This window comes from Ruminococcus sp., assembly GCF_024684275.1.
In genome coordinates, this window is the sequence record NZ_JAIKXF010000028.1 from 1 (window position 1) to 23342 (window position 23342).

20 protein-coding genes are annotated in these 23342 nt (G+C 47.8%); 6 read left to right on the forward strand and 14 right to left on the reverse strand.

Translation table 11 applies throughout. The annotated features are described in order from the left end of the window. Nucleotides 1-34: 34 nt before the first annotated feature. Nucleotides 35-1258 carry a hypothetical protein gene (locus K5677_RS03425; RefSeq protein WP_296724674.1) on the reverse strand — a complete coding sequence of 408 codons (1224 nt, stop codon included), beginning with the start codon at nt 1256-1258 and terminating at the stop codon, nt 35-37. Between the two features lie 491 nt (nt 1259-1749). Between K5677_RS03425 and K5677_RS03430 the strand changes: the two genes are divergently transcribed. The 4 genes from K5677_RS03430 (at nt 1750) to K5677_RS03445 (ending at nt 7133) form a co-directional block, all read left to right on the forward strand. Beyond that, the gene (locus K5677_RS03430) at nt 1750-4155 is read left to right on the forward strand and encodes a glycogen/starch/alpha-glucan phosphorylase (protein ID WP_296724676.1); all 2406 of its coding nucleotides are present in this window, start codon (nt 1750-1752) and stop codon (nt 4153-4155) included. Between the two features lie 67 nt (nt 4156-4222). Then, a complete protein-coding gene (locus K5677_RS03435) occupies nt 4223-6112 on the forward strand; it encodes a glycoside hydrolase family 13 protein (RefSeq protein ID WP_296724678.1) in 1890 nt (629 codons plus the stop codon). Nucleotides 6113-6126: 14 nt separating this feature from the next. After that, complete coding sequence (locus K5677_RS03440; protein WP_296724680.1) at nt 6127-6837, forward strand: AzlC family ABC transporter permease; 711 nt, start codon at nt 6127-6129, stop codon at nt 6835-6837. Then, nucleotides 6834-7133: an AzlD domain-containing protein gene (locus K5677_RS03445; RefSeq protein WP_296724683.1), complete on the forward strand. Its 300-nt coding sequence runs from the start codon at nt 6834-6836 to the stop codon at nt 7131-7133. Before K5677_RS03440 ends, K5677_RS03445 begins: the two co-directional genes overlap by 4 nt. A gap of 143 nt (nt 7134-7276) precedes the next feature. Here the strand turns inward: K5677_RS03445 and K5677_RS03450 are convergent, their stop codons facing one another. Together K5677_RS03450 and K5677_RS03455 are read right to left on the reverse strand one after the other, a co-directional pair. Further along, the gene (locus tag K5677_RS03450) at nt 7277-8080 is read right to left on the reverse strand and encodes a response regulator (protein WP_296724687.1); all 804 of its coding nucleotides are present in this window, start codon (nt 8078-8080) and stop codon (nt 7277-7279) included. After that, nucleotides 8061-9377, reverse strand: coding sequence for a histidine kinase (locus tag K5677_RS03455; RefSeq protein ID WP_296724689.1), 1317 nt, complete (start codon nt 9375-9377; stop codon nt 8061-8063). The genes K5677_RS03450 and K5677_RS03455 overlap by 20 nt, the downstream gene beginning before the upstream one ends. 720 nt (nt 9378-10097) lie before the next feature. On the opposite strand from K5677_RS03455, the gene K5677_RS03460 reads away from it, so the two are divergent. Then, nucleotides 10098-12878, forward strand: coding sequence for a dockerin type I domain-containing protein (locus tag K5677_RS03460; RefSeq protein ID WP_296724692.1), 2781 nt, complete (start codon nt 10098-10100; stop codon nt 12876-12878). 35 nt (nt 12879-12913) lie between these two features. On the opposite strand, the gene K5677_RS03465 is transcribed toward K5677_RS03460, so the two are convergent. The 11 genes from K5677_RS03465 to K5677_RS03515 form a co-directional block, all read right to left on the reverse strand. Next, nucleotides 12914-13840: a hypothetical protein gene (locus K5677_RS03465; protein ID WP_296724695.1), complete on the reverse strand. Its 927-nt coding sequence runs from the start codon at nt 13838-13840 to the stop codon at nt 12914-12916. After that, entirely contained in the window at nt 13837-14232 is a 396-nt protein-coding gene (locus K5677_RS03470; RefSeq protein ID WP_296724698.1) for a hypothetical protein, read from the reverse strand. Before K5677_RS03470 ends, K5677_RS03465 begins: the two co-directional genes overlap by 4 nt. Then, the gene (locus K5677_RS03475) at nt 14229-14639 is read right to left on the reverse strand and encodes a hypothetical protein (RefSeq protein ID WP_296724701.1); all 411 of its coding nucleotides are present in this window, start codon (nt 14637-14639) and stop codon (nt 14229-14231) included. The genes K5677_RS03470 and K5677_RS03475 overlap by 4 nt, the downstream gene beginning before the upstream one ends. Then, nucleotides 14633-15007: a hypothetical protein gene (locus tag K5677_RS03480; protein ID WP_296724703.1), complete on the reverse strand. Its 375-nt coding sequence runs from the start codon at nt 15005-15007 to the stop codon at nt 14633-14635. The genes K5677_RS03475 and K5677_RS03480 overlap by 7 nt, the downstream gene beginning before the upstream one ends. Before the next feature lie 10 nt (nt 15008-15017). Then, the gene (locus tag K5677_RS03485; protein WP_296724705.1) at nt 15018-15851 is read right to left on the reverse strand and encodes a hypothetical protein; all 834 of its coding nucleotides are present in this window, start codon (nt 15849-15851) and stop codon (nt 15018-15020) included. Between the two features lie 193 nt (nt 15852-16044). Then, nucleotides 16045-17013 carry a phage major capsid protein gene (locus K5677_RS03490; protein WP_296724708.1) on the reverse strand — a complete coding sequence of 323 codons (969 nt, stop codon included), beginning with the start codon at nt 17011-17013 and terminating at the stop codon, nt 16045-16047. 15 nt (nt 17014-17028) lie between these two features. After that, nucleotides 17029-18162, reverse strand: a complete 1134-nt coding sequence (locus tag K5677_RS03495) for a serine/threonine protein phosphatase (RefSeq protein ID WP_296724711.1) — start codon at nt 18160-18162, stop codon at nt 17029-17031. Between the two features lie 38 nt (nt 18163-18200). Beyond that, complete coding sequence (locus K5677_RS03500) at nt 18201-19409, reverse strand: PBSX family phage terminase large subunit (RefSeq protein WP_296724719.1); 1209 nt, start codon at nt 19407-19409, stop codon at nt 18201-18203. 25 nt (nt 19410-19434) lie between these two features. Beyond that, nucleotides 19435-19920: a terminase small subunit gene (locus tag K5677_RS03505; protein WP_296724713.1), complete on the reverse strand. Its 486-nt coding sequence runs from the start codon at nt 19918-19920 to the stop codon at nt 19435-19437. Nucleotides 19921-20234: 314 nt separating this feature from the next. Beyond that, complete coding sequence (gene glmU / locus K5677_RS03510) at nt 20235-21611, reverse strand: bifunctional UDP-N-acetylglucosamine diphosphorylase/glucosamine-1-phosphate N-acetyltransferase GlmU (RefSeq protein ID WP_296724714.1); 1377 nt, start codon at nt 21609-21611, stop codon at nt 20235-20237. Nucleotides 21612-21630: 19 nt separating this feature from the next. Further along, nucleotides 21631-22767 (reverse strand): alpha/beta hydrolase-fold protein, encoded by a 1137-nt coding sequence (locus K5677_RS03515; protein WP_296724715.1) that lies wholly within the window; start codon nt 22765-22767, stop codon nt 21631-21633. A gap of 246 nt (nt 22768-23013) precedes the next feature. Between K5677_RS03515 and K5677_RS03520 the strand changes: the two genes are divergently transcribed. Then, nucleotides 23014-23342: PEP/pyruvate-binding domain-containing protein (locus K5677_RS03520; protein ID WP_296724717.1), on the forward strand; the 329-nt coding region annotated here is incomplete at its 3' end.

A 23342-nucleotide genomic window follows, 5' to 3' on the forward strand; every position in this document is an offset into this window, starting at 1 on the left:
GAGGGGGCTCCCCTCGTCTGCCTTATATTTTTTATTAAAGCTTGTTCTTTTCAGCCTCTATCATCTTGATGAGGTCATCTACGGACATATTTGAAGGAGACTTTTTCTTCTCTTCCTGCTCGCTCTTGCTGATTATATCAGAGATGTCCGGAGTGCTGCTCTTCTTGACAGGCTTAGGAGCTGCTGTTGAAGGAGCTGACTGACTTCTCAGCGGAGTTGTCTTAGGAACGTCGTTCCTTGACATCTCAGCCAGCTGGCTCTTGGAAAGGATACCTGTATTGTCTGTGACAGGCTCTGCCGGAGATGTAGTCTGAGATGAAGCTGTGGTTACATTCTTGATATTGAATGTGCCTGTGCGCTCTGCTTCGGCAGTCTTGCGGAGCATTTCCTCTCTGAGGGCGTCAGCTGTAGGAGCTGTAGATGAAGAACCGCCAAGATTCTTTGCTGCGAACTGACTTTCTGCGCTTCTCTGAGCCTTGAACTGCATTGTGCGCTCTCTTTCCTTCTGATAAGGAGAATCGGGATTTACCTTCTTCTGACTGAAATTTTCAGCGATAGACATCTTTTTGCGCTCAAGCTCATTGCTCGGCTGGATCTCCTGAGATGGCTCAAAGAGTGGATTAGCCGACTTGTCGTGGATATTCTTCTTGCTCTCTGAGATAGCTCTCTGCTTTTCCTTCTCGTCGTATTCGTAGAAATCGAACTCGTCGTCAAAGTCGTCCTCGCCCTTGCCGGAAGCAAGCTTAGCGATAAGGAAGATAACAAGGAGCACACATGGGAGAACTAACAAAAAGATGATACCCTTTATGCTTGAAGCAAATCTGATAAGGGCACCAAGCTCAGCGCTTTCGGTGTGACCTGTACAGATAGCCGCGATATTTTCCTTTGAGATAGAATCCTCACTGCCAACATTTGTAGCATCGGCAGTGATATATTTTAAAGTGCCGTCATCAGCGGTAATAACGTCGTAAATGCTGAGCACCTTCAGAGTATTCGGATCATTTGCAGGATAGCAGAGAACGATGTCGCCCTTTGCGACAGCCTCGTCCTTTGCGTCGGGAGAGATAAGGCAGGCGCCCTTTGTTACATTGTCACCCATATTATCGGCTTCCTTGACGATGTAGAAGTATCTGCCGAAGAGCTTTGGCGTTTTACCGCCTGAAAAACCGATATTAACAATGATCGAAATAACGATCAGAAGTATGCAAAGTACGATAAGTACAAATTTAAGTACCGAGAAGCGTTTTTTCTTTTCCATAATACATCACCTTTTTTAATTTCTTTTGTTGTCTTTTTTCTTTATTTTTCGCAGCAGCCCTGTTATTTTGAACTTATTTTTTAACGGCTGTTATCACGAATACATTTATTATACCACATAATAATACAAATTTCAAACATTTTCTAAGTTTTATCTTTTAAAAATATAGAAATTATTTCAGAACTTCAATATTGTGTAGAATATGCACAAATCTCACCGCTGTCAATTTTACGGAAGGGCAAAGTGCACAATATATTGGAGGTACAGCAGTGGACAGATGAATTATTCTTTGGTCAAAACCTTCAATATATAAAATCAGTGGATAAATATTTGTTGAAATAAACACTTGAAAAATCTGATAAATCATAGTATAATTTTTATGTATATTGTTTGTGGTGATATAGGCTCGTATCGTCTTAAATGGCGGTAGATGACAGGGGATATTATACAAACAGTAAAAACGTCGCACGGCGGCAGAATGGAGATATGATATGGCTACAAAAAAAGCAAACCCTCTTATGGACAGGATCAAAGAAGAATTCCCGAGAAAGCTCCAGCTTTTATACAGTGTTTCTCCCGAGGAAGCTTCAGACAAGCAGGTTTACCATGTTCTCTCATCTATAATCGTTGAGATACTCGGTGCGAAGAGGCAGAGCTTCATCAATCATACCAACTCTGTCGGCGGCAAGCAGGTATATTACCTTTCAATGGAGTTCCTCATGGGACGTTCACTGAAAACCAGCATATACAACCTTGAGCTGGCAGACGGCATAAAGGATATGCTCAGGCAGTATGACATCAACCTTGATAAGATATACGAAAACGAGCCTGATGCAGGTCTTGGAAACGGCGGTCTCGGCAGACTTGCAGCCTGCTATCTTGACGGTCTTGCCACAACAGGCTTCCCTGCTATGGGACATTCTATCTGCTATGAGTACGGCATATTCCAGCAGAAGCTGGAGGACGGCTGGCAGACAGAGCTTCCGGACAACTGGCTCCCCGGCGGCTCGGTATGGCTGGTGCCAAAGCCCGAGCTCTCTATAGATGTCCACTTTGAGGGCGATTTACAGGAGTACTGGGACAATCAGTACCACTACATCTCTCATGTAAACTACAATACCGTGGTCGCAACACCTTACGACCTCTATGTTTCGGGATATGGCTCTGACGGAGTATCTGTGCTTCGTCTGTGGTCTGCAAAGGCTCCTAACTTCAATATGGAAATGTTCAACAAGGGCAACTATGAGGCTGCTCTTGCACAGAACTCTATCGCAAACGCTATCTCAAAGGTGCTCTATCCTAACGATAACCACTTAGAGGGTAAGAGCCTCCGTCTGCGTCAGCAGTATTTCCTCTGCGCAGCTTCTATCGGCGATATAGTAAACGCTCATATGAATGTTTACGGCACTCTTGAGAATCTTGCCGACAAGGTAGCTATCCACATAAACGATACCCACCCGACACTTGCTATCCCCGAGCTCATGAGAATACTTCTCGACGACTGCGGCTATAGCTGGGAAAAGTCATGGGACATCGTTACACGCACATTTGCCTACACAAACCACACTGTAATGGCAGAGGCTCTGGAAAAATGGGACGTAAACCTTGTAAAGTCAGTTATCCCGAGAATATTCTCCCTTATAGTTGAGATAAACAACCGCTACTGCCAGTCTCTCATGGAGAGAAACGGCGGCGACAGCGCAAAGACCACACGTATGTCCATAATCAAGGACAATCAGATACACATGGCTTCACTCTGCGTTGCGGCTTCACACAGCGTAAACGGCGTATCAAAGCTCCACTCAGAGATAATCAAGCAGTCCGTATTCCGCGATGAGTATGAGAATACTCCCGAGAAGTTCAAGAACGTTACAAACGGTATCGCATACAGAAGATGGCTGTATCAGTCAAACCCTGCACTTACAGACCTTCTCACCGAGACTATCGGACCTAAGTTCATCAAGGACGGCGCAGAGCTTGAAAACTTCCGCAAGTTTGAGAATGACAAGGAAGTCCTTAAAAAGCTCATGGACGTAAAGAAGGAAAACAAGGAAAACTTCGCAAAATACGTCAAGAACGAGTCGGGCATAGAGTTGAATACAGACAGCATCTTTGACGTACAGGTAAAGCGTCTCCACGAATACAAGAGACAGCACCTCAACGTAATGAATATCCTTACGGATTATGCATACCTGCTCAACGATCCCGATGCTCCGTTCACACCAAAGACCTATATCTTTGCGGCTAAGGCAGCTCCGGGATACTACCTTGCAAAGCAGATAATCAAGATGATATGGGCTATCTCCGAGGAGATAAGAAAGAACCCCAAGATCAGCCAGAAGCTCTCTGTGGTATTCCTTGAGAACTACTGCGTAACTCTTTCCGAGCATCTCATGCCCGCCTCCGATGTTTCCGAGCAGATATCCCTTGCAGGAACAGAGGCTTCAGGTACAGGAAATATGAAGCTCATGCTCAACGGCGCAGTTACACTGGGTACTCTTGACGGAGCAAACATCGAGATAAAGGAAGCCTGCGGCGACGATAATATCGTTATCTTCGGCATGACTACTCCCGAGGTGAACGACCTCCGATGCAGAGGCTATAATCCCTGTGATTATTACAATAACGACCAGCGCATCAAGGAGGCTATCGACCGTATGTACCACGGTATAAACGGCTGTACCTTCAACGATGTGGCAAACTCGCTCAAGGACAGGGATCCTTATATGGTCCTTGCTGACTTTGACAGCTACAGAAAGGCACAGCAGTACATTACTGAGTGCTATAATGACAAGATGAAATGGGCAAAGATGTCACTTAACAATATTGCAGGTGCAGGAATATTCTCCGCAGATCGTGCAGTAACAGAGTATGCACACAATATCTGGCACCTTTGATAAAACTGATAAGGGGACGTTGGATTCTTCGTCCCCTTTTTGAATGATGATTAACGGAGTGTTTGATATGAGACCTATCTATGATACATGGAATTTGGGCTATAAATCAATATTCGGAGCGGTAAGGCAGTTCGAGACCTGCCGTTTCACCATAAGGCTTCCAAAGCACGTAAAGCCCGACTTTTCGCCTGTGCTTGTGCTTTTCAGAACAGGCTTCAAGGAGCGCTTCATCAGCATGAACGATGTTGTTGAGGAGGAGGACTGCTTTGCGTATACCGCTTCATACGACGCAAGGTATACCGACGTGCATTATTATTACTTCTCCTATACAGAGGGCGGTACCCGTCACTACATCAAGAAGGTGAATCTCCACGAGGGCGGTCTTGACAACGGCGAGATGTTCCAGCTAACTGTCTACAGGAGCGACTATGAGACTCCCGACTTCTTAAAGGGCGGCATAATGTACCAGATATTCCCCGACCGCTTCTGCAACAGCGGCAAGCCGAAGGAGAATATCCCCGAGGGACGTATACTCCGCGATGACTGGGGCGGAACTCCGCTTTATAAGCCCGACGAAAACGGTCACGTTTGGAATAACGACTACTTCGGCGGCGATTTTGCGGGAATACAGTCCAAGCTCCCGTATTTAAAGAGCCTCGGAGTTACCTGTATATACTTAAATCCTATATTCGAGTCCCATGAGAACCACCGCTACAATACGGCAAACTACATGAAGGCTGATCCGCTTCTCGGTACTAATGACGAGTTTGAGGAGCTCTGCCGCGAAGCCGAAAAGTACGACATATCCATTATACTTGACGGTGTATTTTCACATACAGGCGCAGACAGCGTCTACTTCAACAAGTTCGGACGCTATAAGGACGAGCTGGGGGCATATCAGTCAAAGGAAAGCAAGTATTACGACTGGTACAGCTTCATTGATTACCCAAATGTATACGAGGCATGGTGGGGAATAGATACCCTCCCCAACGTAAACGAGAACAACGAGGACTACACCGAGTTTATCTGCGGCGATGAGGGAGTGCTCCGCTACTGGCTTGACAAGGGCGCGGCAGGCTATCGCCTTGATGTTGCCGATGAGCTCCCCGAGCAGTTCCTCTGCAATCTCAGAAAATGCGTAAAGGGCTATGACAAGGACAAGGTAGTCATCGGCGAGGTCTGGGAGGACGCTACAAACAAGCTGAGCTACGGCGTAAAGCGCCGCTATCTCTTAGGTGATCAGCTTGACTCTGTAATGAACTACCCCTTCCGCGAGGCAATAATGAATTTCCTCAAGGGCGGCAAGCCTGTAGACTTTATCAACTCTGTTATGAGTATAGTTGAAAACTACCCCAAGCCTACTGTAGATGTACTTATGAACTTCGTTTCTACCCACGATATAGAGCGAGCTATAAATCGTCTCGGCGGCGAGGACTGTGAGGGCAAGCCGAAGGAATGGATGGCTGAAAGATACCTCACTCCCGAGCAGTACGCTCACGGCAAGGAGCTCCTTAAAGCCGCTATGGCGCTGATGTACTTCCTCCCGGGCGTACCCAGCATATACTACGGTGACGAGGCAGGCTTGCAGGGCTACAAGGACCCATTCAACCGCCGCTGTTTCCCGTGGGGAAAAGAGGATACCGAGCTCATTGAGTACGTATCCGAGCTCAGCCGCGTGAGAAAGTCAATACCAAACATGAAGGACGGAAGGATATACTTCGTCATCAACGAAAAGGAAACTCACGACAGCCGGCTTGTGGGCTTCACACGACAGGGACAGAAGCAGGATTACATTATCTTCGTCAACAGGAGCGGCGATGTGGTAAAGCTTGAGCATATGAGTGAGATACTCAGTCGCTTTACCGATATACAGCCATTCTACGGCGAATATATGGACGATGCGATAACTGTTCTTCCCTATGATTATACTATTGTAAAGGCAAAATTTGTTAAGTAATCGGAGAATTTGAATTGAAAAGCAATTTTTTGCGCGGAATTACACATGGGATACCGATATGTCTTGGATACTTATCGGTATCCTTTGGTTTTGGCATATTAGCGGTCAAGGCAGGTCTTTCCGTGTTTCAGGCGGCGGCAATATCCGCCACGAACCTCACCTCAGCAGGTCAGAAAGCGGGGCTTGACGTAATAGCGGCAGGCGGAGCTATCATTGAGATGATACTTTTACAGCTGACCATTAATATAAGGTACTCTCTCATGGCGCTTTCACTTTCGCAGAAGCTGGACAGGAGCTTCACCACACCTCACAGGCTTTTAGCCTCATACGGCATAACCGACGAGATATTTGCAGTATGCTCGGCACAGAAAATGCCCCTCACTCCACCATATATGTACGGCATGATATTCATAGCCGCAGTTGGCTGGGTAACGGGCACAGCCTTAGGGGCGGCAGCAGGAGAGCTCCTTCCTGCGTCGGTGAGCACCGCAATGGAGATAGTCCTCTACGGAATGTTCATAGCTATAGTTATCCCCCCTGCGAAAAAGCAGCACGGGATACTCTTTGCGGCAGTCATAGCCGCGGCGCTTAGCGTTATATTCAGATTTGCAGTACCTTCCCTGAGCGAGGGCTTTGCAATGATGATATCAGCGATAGCTTCAGCACTGCTTACAGCACTGATATTCCCACTTAAAGACGAAGACGGGGAGGCTGAGGCAGCATGACTTTAGTTATATACATAGCAGTAATGGCAGGCGTGACCTATCTCATACGCATGATACCCTTTACCTTTTTCCGGAAGAAGATAAAGTCAAGATTTTTCAGGAGCTTTCTATACTATATACCCTATGCGGTGCTTAGTGCCATGACCATACCTGCCATATTTTACACAACCCATAATATATGGACGGCAGTTGCAGGCACAGCAGTTGCGCTGATACTGGCATTTCTGGAAATGCCGCTTATTGTGGTAGCACTTGCAGCTTCGGCATCAGCATTTGCCGCAGGACTGTTTTTTTGATTCGTGATGTGTTATCGTGTGTACGCTCCGCAAACGGCTATGACTGTAGGGGACTGCACTTGTGCGAAGATTCTTCTGTACAGGTATTAACTCCTGCACAGCAAAAAAGCGTGATGAACTATGTTCACCACGCTTTTTATTTCTCAAAGTGACTTTATCCTCTCGGCAGAATCGCTTATCTCTGCCCACGAATAGTCTATCATATACTCACCGTGATAGGACTTGAACGCCTCTGTATCACCCGAAAACAGGTCATATAGGTCGCAGTCCACAGCTTCCTTGTTTATTTGTATCTGTCTGTTCTGCTTGATTATTACATTGTGAAAGCCTGCCGCCTCAATGTCCTTTATAAGGTCAGAAACATACTGTGATACCTTTTTCGAGGTCGGTCTGTCGAAATCCTCGACTTCCAGAACATCTGCGGCTATTTCCTTGCTGGTAACGGGGTATCCGCACTGGTCGATAAGGTACGCGAATATTTCCTTGGAAATAGTACGCGAAAACTTTATAGGTGTATCGTCCTTGCCGAAAACACGGAAATTCCCGAAGGTACGTATCTTCAGTTTGCCGCTGCTTTTGTCCTCTGCCTTTGAGGAATATCTGAAGTTCTCAAACTCATTGCGGATATCCTCCTCGGTGTAGGGCTTCATGATATAGCCGCTGGGACGCATCTGTATCGCTGCAAAGGCGTATTCGGAATAGCTGGTCACGAATACGATATTGCACATAGGCGAGTGTTTTTTCAGCTCGATAGCCACCTGTATGCCCGACATCTTGCCTATGCGTATATCGAGGAAAGCCGCATCAAACGGTTCCTTGTCATCATATTCAAGGAACTGTGACGGTCTGCGGAAAGAGACTATCTCTGCGTCCGGGCGAACCTTATGTATAGTATCTACGAGAAGCTGTAATGCATAGCGTTCATCATCAATTGCTAAGATCTTCATTTCTTAACTCCTTTGGAATTAAAATAGTACATTCTGTACCCTCGTTGGGTGCACTTTTTATAATAAGCTCGCCTCCGCACTCGTCGGCAAGACGCTTGCGGACGTTTGCGATGCCTATATGGCTGTCGTCAAGGTCCTTTAAGGATTCCAGATCAAAGCCTGCACCGTTGTCCCTGATGACTATCTTGTGGCTGTCCTCGGTCTCCTCAGTTGAGATCCAGACCGTACCGCAGCCGCTTTCCGATCTGTTGATACCGTGCTTTACGGCATTTTCGACTATAGGCTGTATAGTCAGCTGAGGGAGCTCGAATTCCTTGTCCCTGATGTCGAATACGACCTCAAGCTCGTCCTCAAAGCGCAGTCTTTCCAGCGAAAGATAGACCTTAGTGTGCTCTATCTCCTCGCTTATGTCAACAATGCTCTGGCGGCTCATGGCTTCAAGGTTCTTTCTCAGGAACTTCGAGAAGTCTAAGAGGGCGTTCTTAGTTTTTACCGTATCCTTGTCACAGAGATAAATGATCGAGGTCAGCGAATTATACATAAAATGAGGCTGTATCTGGGAAATAGTCAGCTGACGCTTGCTTCGCTCCAGCTCCAGCTCCTTAGTCCTGAGCTGTATCTTCATTTCGCTCTGATATACAGCAACGAGGTAAAAATAGTAGATAACTACGTCCAGCGCGACTATCTCGTCCATAAGGTCAACAACTATGTAAGCCGCCTCAAGATAACATTCAAGAAGCGTGAGAAAAACGATGAATATTACCGTAACGCCCTTGCTGAGCTGTTTTTCCCTGATAAAATCTATCGAATACCGTATGAGCATCAGCAGATACAGCATACCAACGAAATACGGCAGCAAAAACAGCAGGTCATCGTGATAGTTAAGGTGGTTGTCATAGTGGAAGATAAGCTTTGTTCCGCAGAGATTCATTATCTCCTCAACGATTAGGATCGCCTCAGGGATAAATATTATGTATTTCTTCTTTACTGGAGCTACCAGAAGCAGCAGTACATAAGCTATCATGGGGAAAAGGATATGCTCTATAGCCGACCTTATATACAAAAGTGTCTTTATACTGTCGCCGGCATAGTTGTGGCGCGGATCATATACCGATACCATATACCAGTCCTTCAGAGCGGTATTGACCACAATAACAGACAGCATCACCATAATAACAGCGATATGGTCTATCCCGTGAGGATTTTCCTTGCGGTTTTCGAGTATCATTATTGCTATTCCGATTATCATTGCGACTGATATAAAATTATTATTGAGAATCTCCTGAACAGTCTCCACCTGAGGTCACCTCCCTGCTGTGCCGAAAAAAATTTTATACAAAAGAATTATAGCACATTCTGCATTGTTTGTAAATAAATGACGAGGGATAATTTGTAAACTTTTTTTGACCACGGCGATTTTTCTACCTAAAAAATGCCGAAAAATCCGCCTTTATGATTTGTCCCGAAAAATATTTTTTATAAAACTGCCTAAAAAGCGGCTTTTTTGTTGAACCGTGTGGAACAGCCTGTGATACAATAAGTGCGTGGGATATGATATGTATATATCGTGATAGCAGAAAGGACAAAGACGCTGCGGCTTGCAGGAACTGGGGGGAAACAGTGCTGCACAGGTCGCTGACCGTGCGGAACGTGCTGCGGTGTCTCCTTCTCTGCATAGAAACGGATCCCTGCTCTGTAAGCGGAGCATAAAAAGAGAGTAAAAGAGGCATTATGATCTTCATTGTTATTATCAGATAATAACGGCAGGCGCAGCTTTAAAAGCTGCGCCTTTATTTTGTCTCAAAATGTTATGAATCTGTTAATTGGATTTAAGTTGGTCCAACTTAAAAGAAAGTTCATTTTTAGGCTCTGCAAAATAGTATTCTCATTATATCATATAGTGTCTAAACTGCACTATCGTATTGACACTATTGTACACAAATGATAAAATTAAGATGTAAAATATACGTGAAATGGGCTTAACTTAATAAATAAAAACAGAAAGGAAAAAATTACAATGAACAGAATGAAAAAGACTATGGCAGGTCTTTGTGCTCTCTGCTTGAGCCTCGGCTCAATGTCCGTATCAGGCACATCGGACAAGAGCGGTACTGCTTTTGCAGCCACAAAGGACATCTCATCGACAATGGAATGGGACACCCTCAAAATAGGCGGTGCGGGATTTGTCTCAGGAATTGTTGCAGGCGATAAGGAAATGTATCTCCGTACCGACGTAGGCGGCGCATACAGATACGATTATGAAAAAAACAGATGGGTACAGCTTTTCGGCTTTATCAACGAGGACGACAGAGGTCTTCTCAGCTGTAAGGGAATCGCTGTTGATCCTACAGACGACCTGACAGCATATTTCCTCTGCGGCTGTGCTTACTTCTCAGACGCAAAGACAGTCATCTACAAGACCACCGACGGCGGCAAGACCTTTACAGGCGTTGACGTAACAGAGCATATACAGGTCCATGGCAACGGCGACGGACGTGAGTGTATCGAGCCTATCGCTGTTGATCCCGATAACACCGATACTATCTATGCAGGCGGCGATGTTACCGCAGGCAAGTCCGCACTTATCAAGTCAACTGACGGCGGCAAGACATGGAAGCCTGTCGAGGGCTATGATGCTCTCGGACTTTTCAGCGGTGAGCTGAAATACCCCTCATGGACAGACCATATGGTAAGAGGCACAGAGCCGGCTAAGCTCTACAACGAGCAGAATGGTATCGGCTGTATCCATGTTGAGGGCGGCATGGTTTACGTCGGCACCTCCGTAAAGGGCGAGCCGAATGTACACGTTGCAAGCGTTAAGGACGACAAGTTCGAGCCTGTCAAGGCGCTCCCGAATACAAATTATCCCCTTTCCATAACCAGCGACCACAACGGCAATCTCTTCTTCACATATATAGCAGGTCTCGCTTTCGGCGGAGCTTCGGGCGGAGCTTATAAGTACAACATCGCATCGGGCAAGGCTGAAAAGCTGTCCGTATCAGACAACTCTATCGGTATGATCGAGGCTGACAAGAACGATCCCAACAAGCTCTTTGCACGTACCTGCGGCGTATTCTCAGACCAGTGGTTCGGCGATGAGTGGGTGCAGGACGATCCTTCCACTCCCGAAAACGAGGGAACTATCGCATGGGGTGACCATTTCTTCCGCTCATCTGACGGCGGTAAGACATGGGAGGATATAACTCCCGGTGCAGGTCCTACAGACTACTCAACAGGCGTTGGCGTAAAGAATTTCATTTCACGTCCTATGGATCTTGGCGGCTATGACTGGATCTACGGCAAGGCTTGCCACTGGGGAAGCAGCATAGTTATCGATCCGAGAGACAAAGAAGGAGACAGACTTCTCCTCACATCGGGCAACGGCGTTTTCGCCTGCGACAACGCATGGGACGAAAAGGGTATCCAGTTCTACTTCCAGCCTGACGGCGTTGAGGAGTGCGTAAGCCTTGACTTCGTAAGCACCCCCGACGGTCTCGACCTCTCTGCTATCGGCGACTATGACGGCTTCGTTCACGAAACTGTTGACGGCATACCTCCTCAGTACAAGCCAAACATGGGCTCTACCTCTGCTATCGCAGTATGCCCTCAGAATACAGATGTATGGGCAAGAACTGCAAACGGTGACGGCAACAACACAGGCAGCGGCTATTATACACTTGACCGCGGCAAGACATGGAAGGCGTTCAAGCCTGCCTGCACAGGCGGAAAGCTCTCTATCACAGAGCTCTCAAAGGGCAAATACAGAATAATCAATTCCAGCACAAAGGGTGCAGTTTCCTATACAGACGATTTCGGCGCTACATGGAAGACCTGTGACGGCATCAAGGCTTCAAAGACCGTTTATACTCTCGTTGATCCCGAGGACGCAAAGACAGTTTACGCTGTAGGCGCTCAGTATAACGAGTACTGGTCATCTGATATGTCCAAAAAGGAGCCTACCTACGACGAGTCCCACTACTCATACTACATCAGCGAGGACTACGGCGCAACATTTACAGAAACACGTATCTGCCCATATAACTGGGAGCTTACATGGAAGTTCGAGGAAACAGGCGATCCTGCATACCTCGGCGGCGGCAGGATAGCTTTTGCAGGCGCAAATCAGGGCGTTTACATCATCTCGGACAAGGGCAAGAACGTTGAGCATCTCGAAAACGTATCCTACGCTAAGTGTATCGGCTACGGCGCTCCAGAGAAGGCAGGCGGAGTGAATACTCTCTACATCTACGGAAAGCCCGAGGAGTCCGACAAGGAGGGCATTTACCGCTCAACAGACGCAGGTAAATCATGGGTATGCATAAACACCGAACACCTCTACGGCGGCACAGGCAACGGTAACTACCTCGTAGGCGATATGGACGAGTTCGGCAAGGTATATATGTCTACAGTAGGCTGCGGTATCGTTTACGGACGCATAGCAGGGAGTTCTCCCCAGCCACCCAAAACGACCACAACAACAGCAAAAGTCACAACTACAACAGCAAAGCCCGCAACCACAACTACTACTGCTTCAAATCCCGTTACAACTGATAAAAATTATAGAGCAGGCGACGCAAACGCTGACGGAGAAGTAGACCTCTCCGACGTAGTAATGATAATGCAGGCTCTTGCGAATCCAAACAGATACGGCACGACAGGTACCGACGAGCACCACATCACCGCACAGGGCGTTGCAAACGCCGATGTTATTGGAAATAACGGCATGACCACTGAGGACGCAGGTACAATCCAGCGTTACCTTCTGAAGCTTATCCCCTCAATTCCTGTAACTGAATAAAAAATCAACGGCTTCCGTTCGGAAGCCGTTTTTTCTCAGCTATGTGGGAATTTATCCCTGTATACGCTTATCTCGGTAAAAACTCCTCTGCTGCTGCCACTTATGGACACCTCAGCGATACGCTCCGCAGTGATGCTTCCGAAGCTTACCGTATCGCCTAAATCCTCGCCGCTGTAGCCGCAGTAGGAGCAGAAAACTCTCTCTGCACCGCGGAAATCATACTTGTCGCGGTAGGCAAGCGCCTGCTGAGGCGAATACAGAAATCTCATATCAAGGTCGAAGTACTTGTGACGGACTATTTTAAGCGCAGCAGCATCGCTGTCGGAGAGGTCATAATTGCCGTAATCCCCGTTTATATCCGCCATGTGATAGTCGCTGGCAAGGCGGCTGTAAACAAGCTTTGTTCCGGAAGCTATCAGTTTTTCATCAGAGAGGTCAAAGCTTTCCGGCGTGGGGTAATGACTTATCATAACCATATTCGTTCCCCTGATATAGGGATACGTTCCCAGAAGCTTATACCCGAGGTTCGCAGCCGCGTCCCACATTGAGGTATTTGGCTTTACATAGATGTAGCTGCTGTTATCTGAGTTATTCTCATGGGTGACATAGGGCAGGGTATAGAAGTTATCCATGAGAGCATTGAACGAGATATTCATTTTCAGCCCCGGCTCTATCTGATTCTGTGTAAGCAGCGATGTGAAGCCCCTTGACTTTATCACAAGGAAGTCCTCGCCGTCTCTTTTCTCCCATTTCAGGCTGTCCACCAGTCCGTGGTGTATCTCATTGCCGTCAATAAGCAGAGAGACCTCCGCCGCATTTTCATATGAGCTGCTATTGGCTCTTATCCTTGCAGTCAGCGAAGTATAGGGCGTATATACGTCCTTGTGGAATACGAAGTTCAGCACATTATCCTCGGAAAACCATGAGCCGTTTTTAGCGGTAACGATTATTCTCACATTCATGGCTCGGTTCTCCTTGTTACAGGCTCTGCGGTAGTAAGGACCACAGCTGTATCTGCCCAGTCGCCGCCCTTGTCGTCAAAGGCGTATGAAAGCATTCGGCAGTTTGCAAAGACAAGCCCCATATGCTCTACATTGAAGGTATTCGCTGAATTTACCAGAGCATTGAAGCTGAGGACTGCATTTTCGGGAGCCCCGTCAATGCTTACCCTGCCCGTAAAGGTCAGCCTTGTGCTTCGTGAGGCGTTATTTGTGAGGACCGTTTTCCCGTCGGCAGTAGACTCCTCGGTGATGCTTCTCACCGCAGAAGCCTTGAAGCTCTCACAGAAAAGAGTGACTCCACCGATAACTACAGCCGCAGACTTTCGCTGATTAATGGCAGTTACCGTTCTCATGGAGTACCCCTTTCATACTTGGTGATACCGCTGACTCGCAGCTTTACCGACAGCACAAGCCGCTGAATGTTGGAATCGAATTTCAGACTAATTTTTGCTATACTACAGGTAAGTCCCGTCATATCGGTTATAACGGGAGCGATATTGTTATCGTAGTACTCATAGAGCTCCTGCATTGAGCTGCTGTCGGGAGCTGTGACCGAAAGCTCCATCTCTGATTTAAAGGGCAGATACACCATATACTGGGAATAAATAGGCGTTGATGACTCAAAGGCACTTATGCCCACCACTGTAAAGAAGCCCCTGCCCTTGCGTTCAAGAGCTCGTCCGTCAAAGGCACTGTAAACGGGGTAAACGTGGTTTTCCGCCAGCTTTTCGATCATATCGTCAATAATGTCTCTCAGCATGAGATCAGCTCCTCTCCGCAGGCAAAGCTGCTGAATATGAAGTTTTTGGAGCTGATAAGGTCTGCTGCTATTTGCAGATAGTCCCTGAGAAGCTCCTTTGCATAGCTATAGGCAGTATTCTGCGACTCCCTGAGGACCTTTCCTGCATAGGTGAAGGCGGCTCTTTCTCTTGCGGCGAGTATCTGCTGGAGCCTGTAAAACGCCAGAGCTGCGCAGAGGAATACCAGCCTTATATCCGTGGTATCAGCCTCGGGAAGCAGTATCCTCCCCACCTCGCTGACTGCAAGGAGTATGATCTGATAGTAATCGTCGCCGTTTTCCTCGCCTGTAAAAAGCTCAAAGGCGCTTACGATCGTCTGTATATCCATAGTTTTCCTCCTATCTCATGGAATAATCTGAGGTCTGCTCCCCGTCATCTGCTGCATAGTCGAGCTGGACCTCTGTACTGCCCTTTCCGCACTGTTTCTCAAAGGACTTGCGGAGGGCTATTAGCTGCTGAGTGTCAAGGTTCGCTGCCGACAGTGAAGCAATATCCGCAGCGCTCCTTCCGCCGATAAAATATGCAAGTCTGCGTATATCACGGCGGAGCTCCGCATTTGCCGCGGAAATATCAGCGTTTTCGTGTGCCTTGACGGTATCTGCTTCGCTGTATTTCTTGGTAACGCCTGCGTTTATCTGGGCAGGCACAGCAACAAAGCTCCATTCATAGGCATCGGTTATGTCATCAAGGATAGTATGACAGAGCTTTCCGCCGTAGCGCTTGCCCTTGATGTGATTGCAGGACACCATAGTCTTGTCGTTTCCGCAGACCGAGCAGATACGCTTAGCCGCCGAACACGAAATACTGACCTCTTTTTTGATACCGCCGTCTATTTCGGCGATGAGGTCCTTGTTGTTGTCGGTGCGGACCATGTATGCACTGGCTTTCAGGTACTTGTAGGGCTCTCCGTAACCGGTGGTGCGTGAGCTGTCGGTGATAAGCTCCGCGTCGAAGATACGTGCATTCTGATTTGCAGCAGCGGCGTCGTGGTCAAAGATACCTGTCTTGCCGATAAAGCGCTCTCTCAGGGCTTCAAGAGCCTTGTTGGAAAATCGCTCGCAGTCGCGGTCGATTTCGTTGTCGCAGAGTACAATGTCAAAGACATAGACCTCATCCTCGTTGAGCTTTCTCCGTGTGAATCTGTTTATCTTATCAAGAATGATATTTTCCATGTTTTCTCCTTTCCCAAAAGAGTGATTAGTGCCAAGTGATTAGTGATTAGTTTTGGTCTCGTTATAACTATGCACTATGCACTAATCACTAAAAACTCGGTATGTAGGGGCGGCGGAACGCCGCCCGTTTGTATTTGTTTCCTATATTAAGGGACGCCCTCTCTTTCAGGGCGTCCCCTGAATCGGGGCGATATTACTCGTTTGAATTGACAGTAAGCACCTTTACTGCGTCGGGAGTTATCTTTCTGAAACCGCAGGTAATGGACACTGTCATCTGGTCAAGCTGGCGGTCGATGAGCTTGTCTGTCTCCATTACAAGGTCGGTGCTGGTGATGAACTCAAGCGCGAAATCGCGGTCGATACCGATGATAGTATCGTCGTCGGCAGCAGAGGTCTTGATAAGCTCAGAGCCGAACGGAAGAACCAGCTTGCCTTCGGCATTTGCATTGCAGTCCTTGAGCTGCTCCATAGCCGCTATCTTTGAAGCAAGCTCTGGAGATGTGATGACTGTTGTCATGTCGAAGCAGTCGAATTCGCCGTAAAGCGCCGCAAGGTCGTTATATGTGAGGGCTGATGTGGTTATAGGAGTTACGCCGTCAACCAGTACGTCAACAGCCTCCTTGACTACAGTGACTGCAAGTCTCACGCCGACGCTTCTGAGCATTACGCCGAAAACGTCAAGTCTCTGCTGGCGGATAGCTTCGTATGAAGCGCTGATAAGTCTGCCGAACTTTGAGAGCACTGTTGCTGTAGAGCCCTCTCTTACCGTAGCCTCGGGGAGTGTCGCAGCCTCCTCTGTAGGCTCATATGCGGCGGTGGTATCGTCGATTACACAGCCAAGATACTGGCTGCTTGCGCATACTGTCTTAGCTGCGCATACAGAGCGGAGCACTGTCTCGTCAAAGCCCTTTCTGATACATCTTGTTACGAATTCGGGAAAGAGAACTGCTGTCTCTGTAGTAGAAAAGAACTTCTCAACGCGGTCGCAGTCCTGACCGTTTATCCTGATATTGAAGCGCTTGAGCTGTCTCTCGAATGCGTCCAGCTTTTCGAGGGGAGTTCCTGCGTATGCGGAAGTGGGATCGAGCTCCTCAAGAGCTGCTGTGAATGACTTTCCGCTGAGATTGTAAAGACCTTTTTCAAGCTTGATATCGTTATACATATTTGTACCTCCGTATTAAACATTTTTTTCGAGGCGCATTTCTATCTCACGCGCCTGTGCGTTTTTCAGCCTTGCTTCTGCAAGAGCTGTTTCGTCCTGTAGATTGATGTTTTCCCACTCGACTGAGCAGGTGGCCTGCGCTCCTATAGAAGCGAGGTATGCGTTTCCCACATCTTGTATAACAGGTGTGAGAAGTCTGCGGTAGTATTCCAGCTCAGAGGTGAGTATATCAGCCTGCTGAGAGGACATACGCTCCGTTGAGCTCCACGAGAGCCCCAGCAAAAACGGCGGTATAGATAGCTTTGCGATGAGCTGCTCAAGTATCTGCCTTACGGGCACATTGGTATCTATAAGCTCATTTTCAGCTCCGATGACCTTTATATCAACGTCGCCCACCGCTACAAAGTCCTTGACCTGTCCGTATTTTGCTGAATTCATGCCGTCTGCCCATTCACGGGCTATCTGCTGTGCCCTTTCACGGGAGTACATTGCGCTGCCTGCCTCTCCTGTGGGCTTATAGGTCACTGCGTAGCGGACATTTCCTACTCGGTCAAAGTTCTGACCGATACATTCGTATATCCTCATAAGGATTCCGCTGAGTGACGGGAGCCCTCTCAGAAGTGAGTGACCGCCTGTTAGCTCGGCATAGAGTATGCGCTCGGGGTGTGCTATTTTTCGGGAGCTGCCGTCGCTTTTTCTGACGGTGTAGCTCCTTGTGAACGAATCGGCTCCCGAGGCTATCCGGATACGGGAAATATCCCCGTTCCACAGCCCTGTAATGCGCTGCTGCTCTGTATCTGTGACTATCTCGCCTACAGCGCTGCCGTAGGTGAGAAGGCTGTCGAGGAAATTATCCGCGAAGCAGCCCACTGACCGTCCCGTAAGTCCTACGGGAACATTTTCGAGGAAGCTGTTCAGCTCCTGCTGATACTCCTCGTCAGAGCAGACCACACTAAAGCCGCCTGTAAGCCTGATTATCTTCATGACAGCGGCGTCGATAATGGGGACCGCTCGCCGAAGTCTGTCGTAGAGTTCCTTTTCATAGGGCATTACTGCCGCAGGGAGCCCGAAGCTCTCACAGCAGCCCCTCTGGGTGCTTACCAGCTCGGGTTCGGATTTGGGAGCCCTTTTCTTCTTAAAAAGCTTCATGTTACCTCCTTGTTGTTTTTTGAACGGCGGTGAGCATTTTATCTGGCTACAGACAGGGCTATGGGTTCGTCCAAGCCCTGCTGTGAGGCAATATCCGCCACAAAATAGCGCATATCGTCCATTGCGTGATCGTTTTCCTTTACGGGAGCGTCGGCGCCTGCCTTTTCATTCCAGCTGTACAGCGTGAACTCACGGAGTATATCCCTGCATGAGCTGTGAAAGCGGAGTTTTCCCTGCTTCAGTGCGGAGCTTACCTGCCTTATACCCGATATAACATCGTTATCCGCCTTGACTGCGCGGAATTTTCCGTGCCGGCGTATACATTCGATGAAGCTTGCCGCAGAGGGATCAACGATGACCTTTTCGACGGGAAAGTCTCCTGCCAGCTCCTCAAGGGCGGTGTAGTGCTCCTCGTCGGTGCGGCTGATACCCTCTCTTTTTGAGGAATAGTAGTACTCCCTGAGTCTGTGCCAGACTCCGCAGTGAAGTCCCCATAAGCCGAATGAAGCAGGATTTACCGTGCCGTAATCGCAGGAGATGATGTACCTTTCGCAGTCGATTTCACCGCTGAAAACGTGTTCCTTTTCGCTGAACATGGGATAGACCACCCCTTGCGAGGCAGTCCACTTTCCCAATACGAAGCGGTCATAGAATGTCCCCGAATACATACGCCTGTAGCGCTCTCTTACCCTTTCGGAGAGAGAGGGATTGTCGTCCATAGTAAAATGGAGATACAGCGCGTTTTTCTCGCGGCGCTTCTTTATCCATTCGGTGTAGAACCAGTGAGAGGGGTTATCGGGATTGCAGTTGAACCACATCTTTGAGCCGCTGACCGAACATCTTGCAAGTGCCTGCTCTACAAAGGAACGAGGCATGAGAGCTACCTCGTCGAAGAATACTCCCGAAAGAGTCATTCCCTGTATCAGTGCCGCGGAGCTCTCGTCCCTTCCGCCGAAGAGGTATACTCGGTTAGTTTTGCCGTTCCACGAAAAATCAAAGTAATTTCCGCTGATCTTTTCCCGGACAGTATAGCCGAAGCCTTCTAATACAGGTATCATGGGCGTTATGACGTTTCTGCGCAAAGAGGTGATGGTCTTGCCGCACATGGCAAAGGCTCCGCCGTCAAAGCGCTCGGCTGCCCAGAACAGGAATCCCAGCGACATTGAAAGAGTTTTGCCGCTTCTGACAGCTCCGTCGGCTATAATGGCGTCACGCCTGTTGTAGTCGTGCATAGTCCACCATTTCATGACGAAGCGCTGTTTAGGGGAAAATTCAGTTATCGTCAATGCTGTCACACTCCTCGTCGGCGGTCAGGGCTTTGATGAGACTTTCTGCCTTGCAGCGGTCGGAAAATGCACTTTCCAGCTCAAAAAGCTTTTCCAGTGCCTTCATTCTGTCAAAGAGCTTTACCTCTACTCCGCCGCCCTTTACACGCTTTATCTCGGATACATTGAAAAGGTCCAGCTTGCCGATGACCTCCGCAGGGGGAAGCTCGTCGGCGAATACAAGGTATACCGCGTCGGTGCAGCTGCCGAATGCAAGCCTTTTGAGACCTGCGGTGACAGTTCCGCTGTCGGCGATGAGCTCACGAAGCTGTGATATGAGCTGCTGACATTCGTCGGCTTTCAGAATCTCGATACCCTCGGCAAGAGCGTTCTCACGGGGTATGCCTGCCCGTACAGCGGCTTCCTCGATGCTGCCGAGCAGGACGTAATTGCAGCAGAAGGAATGGAGCTTGTTTTTAATGTTTCTTTTCAAAAAAATTATGACCTCCTTTCAGTCGCTTGCGAACCGCCGTTCATATAAGCTTCCAAAAGCGGTATTTTTCAATGCAAACACGTTGAATTTCAAAAAAATAATTTTTCGATTCGTATGAATAAACAAAGCACAGCTGATATTTCAGCTGCGCTTTGGGTAAATATTACAATATTTTTTGACTGATGACTACATCAGTCAGAATTATATAAGGGCATCTCTAAAAACTATCCGGATCGTTTCATAACCAAATAGTTTTTCAGAGATGCCCTTAAAACTTCTATATCAGTTCTGCATATACGCTTTCGGGATACTGCTTACTTTCCGAGCTTGCTTTTGAGTTTGCGGAGGGTATAGCCCTCGTTTATCTTCATAACGCCTCTGTCTATAGCAAGTGCATAGTCGGGAACATCACGGGTAACTGTGGTTCCTGCGGCTGTGTATACTGCCTTGCCCAGCTTTACGGGAGCTATGAGGTTGGTATTGCAGCCCACGAAGCAGTTATCGCCGATAACACAGCGGCTCTTTTCGATACCGTCATAGTTTACGGTAACTGTTCCGCAGCCGATGTTTACGCGCTTTCCGATGTCGCTGTCGCCAACGTATGCAAGGTGGGCGATAGCAGTCTTTTCACCGATAACAGAGTTCTTTATCTCTACGAAGTCGCCTATCTTAGCTCCTGACCTGATAACGCTGTCGGGACGGATATGTACGTAAGGTCCTATCTTTACGCCTGATTCTATCTCAGCCTCGTATGCCTGTACTGTGTGGAGGTTTACATCGTCGCCTAATTTGCAGTTCTCGATAACTGTATTGGGACCTATCTTGCAGTTAGCGCCGATAGATGTGTTCTTGCGGATAATAGTATTGGGGAGTATCTCTGTGCCGACGCCGATAGTAACTCCGCGCTCGATGACAACACCGTCTGTGCAGGTGAATTCTACGCCGTTTGCAAGGTGCTTTTCGATAACTGCCATACGCGCATAGGTGTTGAGCTCAAGAAGGTCCTTCCTGTCGTTTGCGCCCTTGATGATGTCGGCATTGTCGGACTTGTATGCACCTGCGTTCTTGCCCTCGGAAATAGCTATGGAAATAGTATCCGTAAGGTAGTATTCACCCTGTGCGTTGTTGTTGTCAAGCTTGCCGAGAAGCTCGATGAGGTCGGCTGTCCTGAACCAGTAAGCGCCTGAGTTTACTTCCTTTATGGCTTTCTGCTCGTCGGTTGCGTCCTTCTGTTCAACGATACCGCTTATACCGTTTGCGGTGCGGATTATCCTGCCGTAGCCGAATGGCTCGTCCAGCTCGGCGGTTATCACGGTAACAGCGTTGTTCTGCTGCTCATGTACTGCGAGGGAGCTGCGGATAGTGTCCTCGTCAATAAAGGGAGCGTCGCCGCATAAAACGAGGGTATTGCCGCTCTTGTCGTTTTCGAGGAAGGGGATAGCCTGCTGTACTGCGTGACCTGTGCCGAGACGCTCAGCCTGCAATACTGTGGTGTACTTGCCGCCGAGATACTCGTCTATCATCTCGCCCTTGAAGCCCTTTACCACGCAAATATCCGTAAGGTCAGCCGCTTCACAGGCTGATATTACCCAGCGGAGCATCGGCTCTCCGAGAACCTTGAAAAGAGGCTTTGGCATATCCGCCTTCATGCGCTTGCCCTGTCCTCCTGCTAAAATTACTGCTTTGTTCATTGTATTTTCCTCCTGTATGTCAATTTTGAGTTTTATCCTCTGGCGAGAAATTCTGTTTCAGGTAATCCTTGAGCATATCTGCAAGGTAATTATCGTGGTAGCAATCCTCATATATCTTCAATTCAGCATTTGTACCGTGAGAGACGAGCCTTTCATGGAGAAGCTTTGCCTCTTCGGGGATAGTGACAAGGTCATCGGCGTTTTTCAGGTCGATATAGGCTTCTCTGCCGCCTGCACAGATGAATACGTTCTTGTCCATTTTTTCATTGCGGTCAAAGTAATCGAACTCGCGCTGAAAAGCATAGGGGTCTTCGATAGAACTGTTGTCGTAATACTCCGAATCGGGGTAATAATATGCCCAGAACGAGGGACTTCCTATGATATAGTTTGCAAATGGCTGGTATTCGTAATTGTCGGAGTTGCAGAGGGCGTAATGCGAGAAGGCTCCGCCGAAAGAATGCCCGAAGAATACCGAGCGTGAAGCATCTACCTTGTAATTAAGTGAGATAGTTTTCATAAGGTCGTCGGTGATGAAATCAAGGAACTCCTTGTCCTGCAAAATGAATTTGTTGAAGCGTTCAAGCTCCTCACGTGTGTCGTAATCGTAGCCGAGAGTTACGGATATAACGGGAGCGGCTTCGCCCTCGTCTATGACTTTCCAGAGGTCGGGAATTTTTTTCAGATGATACGCCGAATCAGTGATGAATACCACCGGGTATTCCTTGTCTTTGTCATAATTCGGCGGAAGTGTTATGTGCGCAAGGAACTGCTGGTCAAGCTGTTCGTCGTATATGGTCAGCTCGCGGAAATTGTCCTTGGTCTTCTTTAGCTTGGATTTGTCCGAGTCATAGAAGTAATAGGAGTTAAGTCCGCATTCGCCTATAGTGAAAGCCTTATCGGGATCAAGCAGCGTAAATTCGCGGAAACTGGAATTTTTCTTCTCCTTGTCGGTCATCTTGTCCGAGCAGATAAGCCCGTCATAGTATTCAACTGTGGGCTTGGTCGCCTTTTCCGTTGTGGGTTCAGTCACGGCTTCTGTTGTGGTCTCTGCTGTTGTGACCTCAGCAGAGGACAGGGGAGTATCATTGTTGTCCGTACAGGAAGACAGTGAAAGGGTAAGCATGCTGCCAAGAATAAGTGCTGAAAATTTTTTCATGTTTTGTTCTCCTTATAATATACGTTATATTATTAATTTTACATACTTTAACTTTAAATGCAAGCCTTTTTTGAATAAAATCAGCTTCTTTGTTGATTTTTGTACAAAGTGCAGGGTTTTTAACGTCTTTTTTTTGTCATCACATATATGGTATTTTTTTCTAAGATGTGTTATAATATGTATAACTCGGATATTGTACCCTTTCGGGGCAGTGTTCGGAAATGTTAAAAATGGAGGTATACACCAATGGCAAATAAGTATTGTTACCTTTTCTCTGAGGGTAATGCCAACATGAGAGAGCTTCTCGGCGGTAAGGGCGCTAACCTTGCTGAGATGACAAACATCGGTCTCCCTGTTCCTCAGGGCTTCACAATCACAACTGAGGCTTGTACTCAGTACTATGAGGACGGCGGAATCTCTGACGAGATCATGGCAGAGATCAACGAGTATATCGTTAAAATGGAAGGAATCACAGGAAAGAAGTTCGGCGATAAGGAGAATCCTCTCCTCGTATCTGTTCGTTCAGGTGCAAGAGCTTCAATGCCTGGTATGATGGATACAATCCTTAACCTCGG

What these genes read in the sequence shown, in the direction of transcription:
- K5677_RS03450 (WP_296724687.1), bottom strand. Translation starts at nt 8,080, where the DNA reads ATGAAGATCTTAGCAATTGATGATGAACGCTATGCATTACAGCTTCTC.
- K5677_RS03480 (WP_296724703.1), bottom strand. Translation starts at nt 15,007, where the DNA reads ATGGATATACAGACGATCGTAAGCGCCTTTGAGCTTTTTACAGGCGAG.
- K5677_RS03490 (WP_296724708.1), bottom strand. Translation starts at nt 17,013, where the DNA reads ATGTATAACGATATCAAGCTTGAAAAAGGTCTTTACAATCTCAGCGGA.
- K5677_RS03470 (WP_296724698.1), bottom strand. Translation starts at nt 14,232, where the DNA reads ATGAGAACGGTAACTGCCATTAATCAGCGAAAGTCTGCGGCTGTAGTT.
- K5677_RS03460 (WP_296724692.1), top strand. Translation starts at nt 10,098, where the DNA reads ATGAACAGAATGAAAAAGACTATGGCAGGTCTTTGTGCTCTCTGCTTG.
- K5677_RS03485 (WP_296724705.1), bottom strand. Translation starts at nt 15,851, where the DNA reads ATGGAAAATATCATTCTTGATAAGATAAACAGATTCACACGGAGAAAG.
- K5677_RS03475 (WP_296724701.1), bottom strand. Translation starts at nt 14,639, where the DNA reads ATGCTGAGAGACATTATTGACGATATGATCGAAAAGCTGGCGGAAAAC.
- K5677_RS03425 (WP_296724674.1), bottom strand. Translation starts at nt 1,258, where the DNA reads ATGGAAAAGAAAAAACGCTTCTCGGTACTTAAATTTGTACTTATCGTA.
- K5677_RS03495 (WP_296724711.1), bottom strand. Translation starts at nt 18,162, where the DNA reads ATGAAGCTTTTTAAGAAGAAAAGGGCTCCCAAATCCGAACCCGAGCTG.
- K5677_RS03465 (WP_296724695.1), bottom strand. Translation starts at nt 13,840, where the DNA reads ATGAATGTGAGAATAATCGTTACCGCTAAAAACGGCTCATGGTTTTCC.
- K5677_RS03500 (WP_296724719.1), bottom strand. Translation starts at nt 19,409, where the DNA reads ATGAAATGGTGGACTATGCACGACTACAACAGGCGTGACGCCATTATA.
- K5677_RS03445 (WP_296724683.1), top strand. Translation starts at nt 6,834, where the DNA reads ATGACTTTAGTTATATACATAGCAGTAATGGCAGGCGTGACCTATCTC.
- K5677_RS03430 (WP_296724676.1), top strand. Translation starts at nt 1,750, where the DNA reads ATGGCTACAAAAAAAGCAAACCCTCTTATGGACAGGATCAAAGAAGAA.
- glmU (WP_296724714.1), bottom strand. Translation starts at nt 21,611, where the DNA reads ATGAACAAAGCAGTAATTTTAGCAGGAGGACAGGGCAAGCGCATGAAG.
- K5677_RS03435 (WP_296724678.1), top strand. Translation starts at nt 4,223, where the DNA reads ATGAGACCTATCTATGATACATGGAATTTGGGCTATAAATCAATATTC.
- K5677_RS03515 (WP_296724715.1), bottom strand. Translation starts at nt 22,767, where the DNA reads ATGAAAAAATTTTCAGCACTTATTCTTGGCAGCATGCTTACCCTTTCA.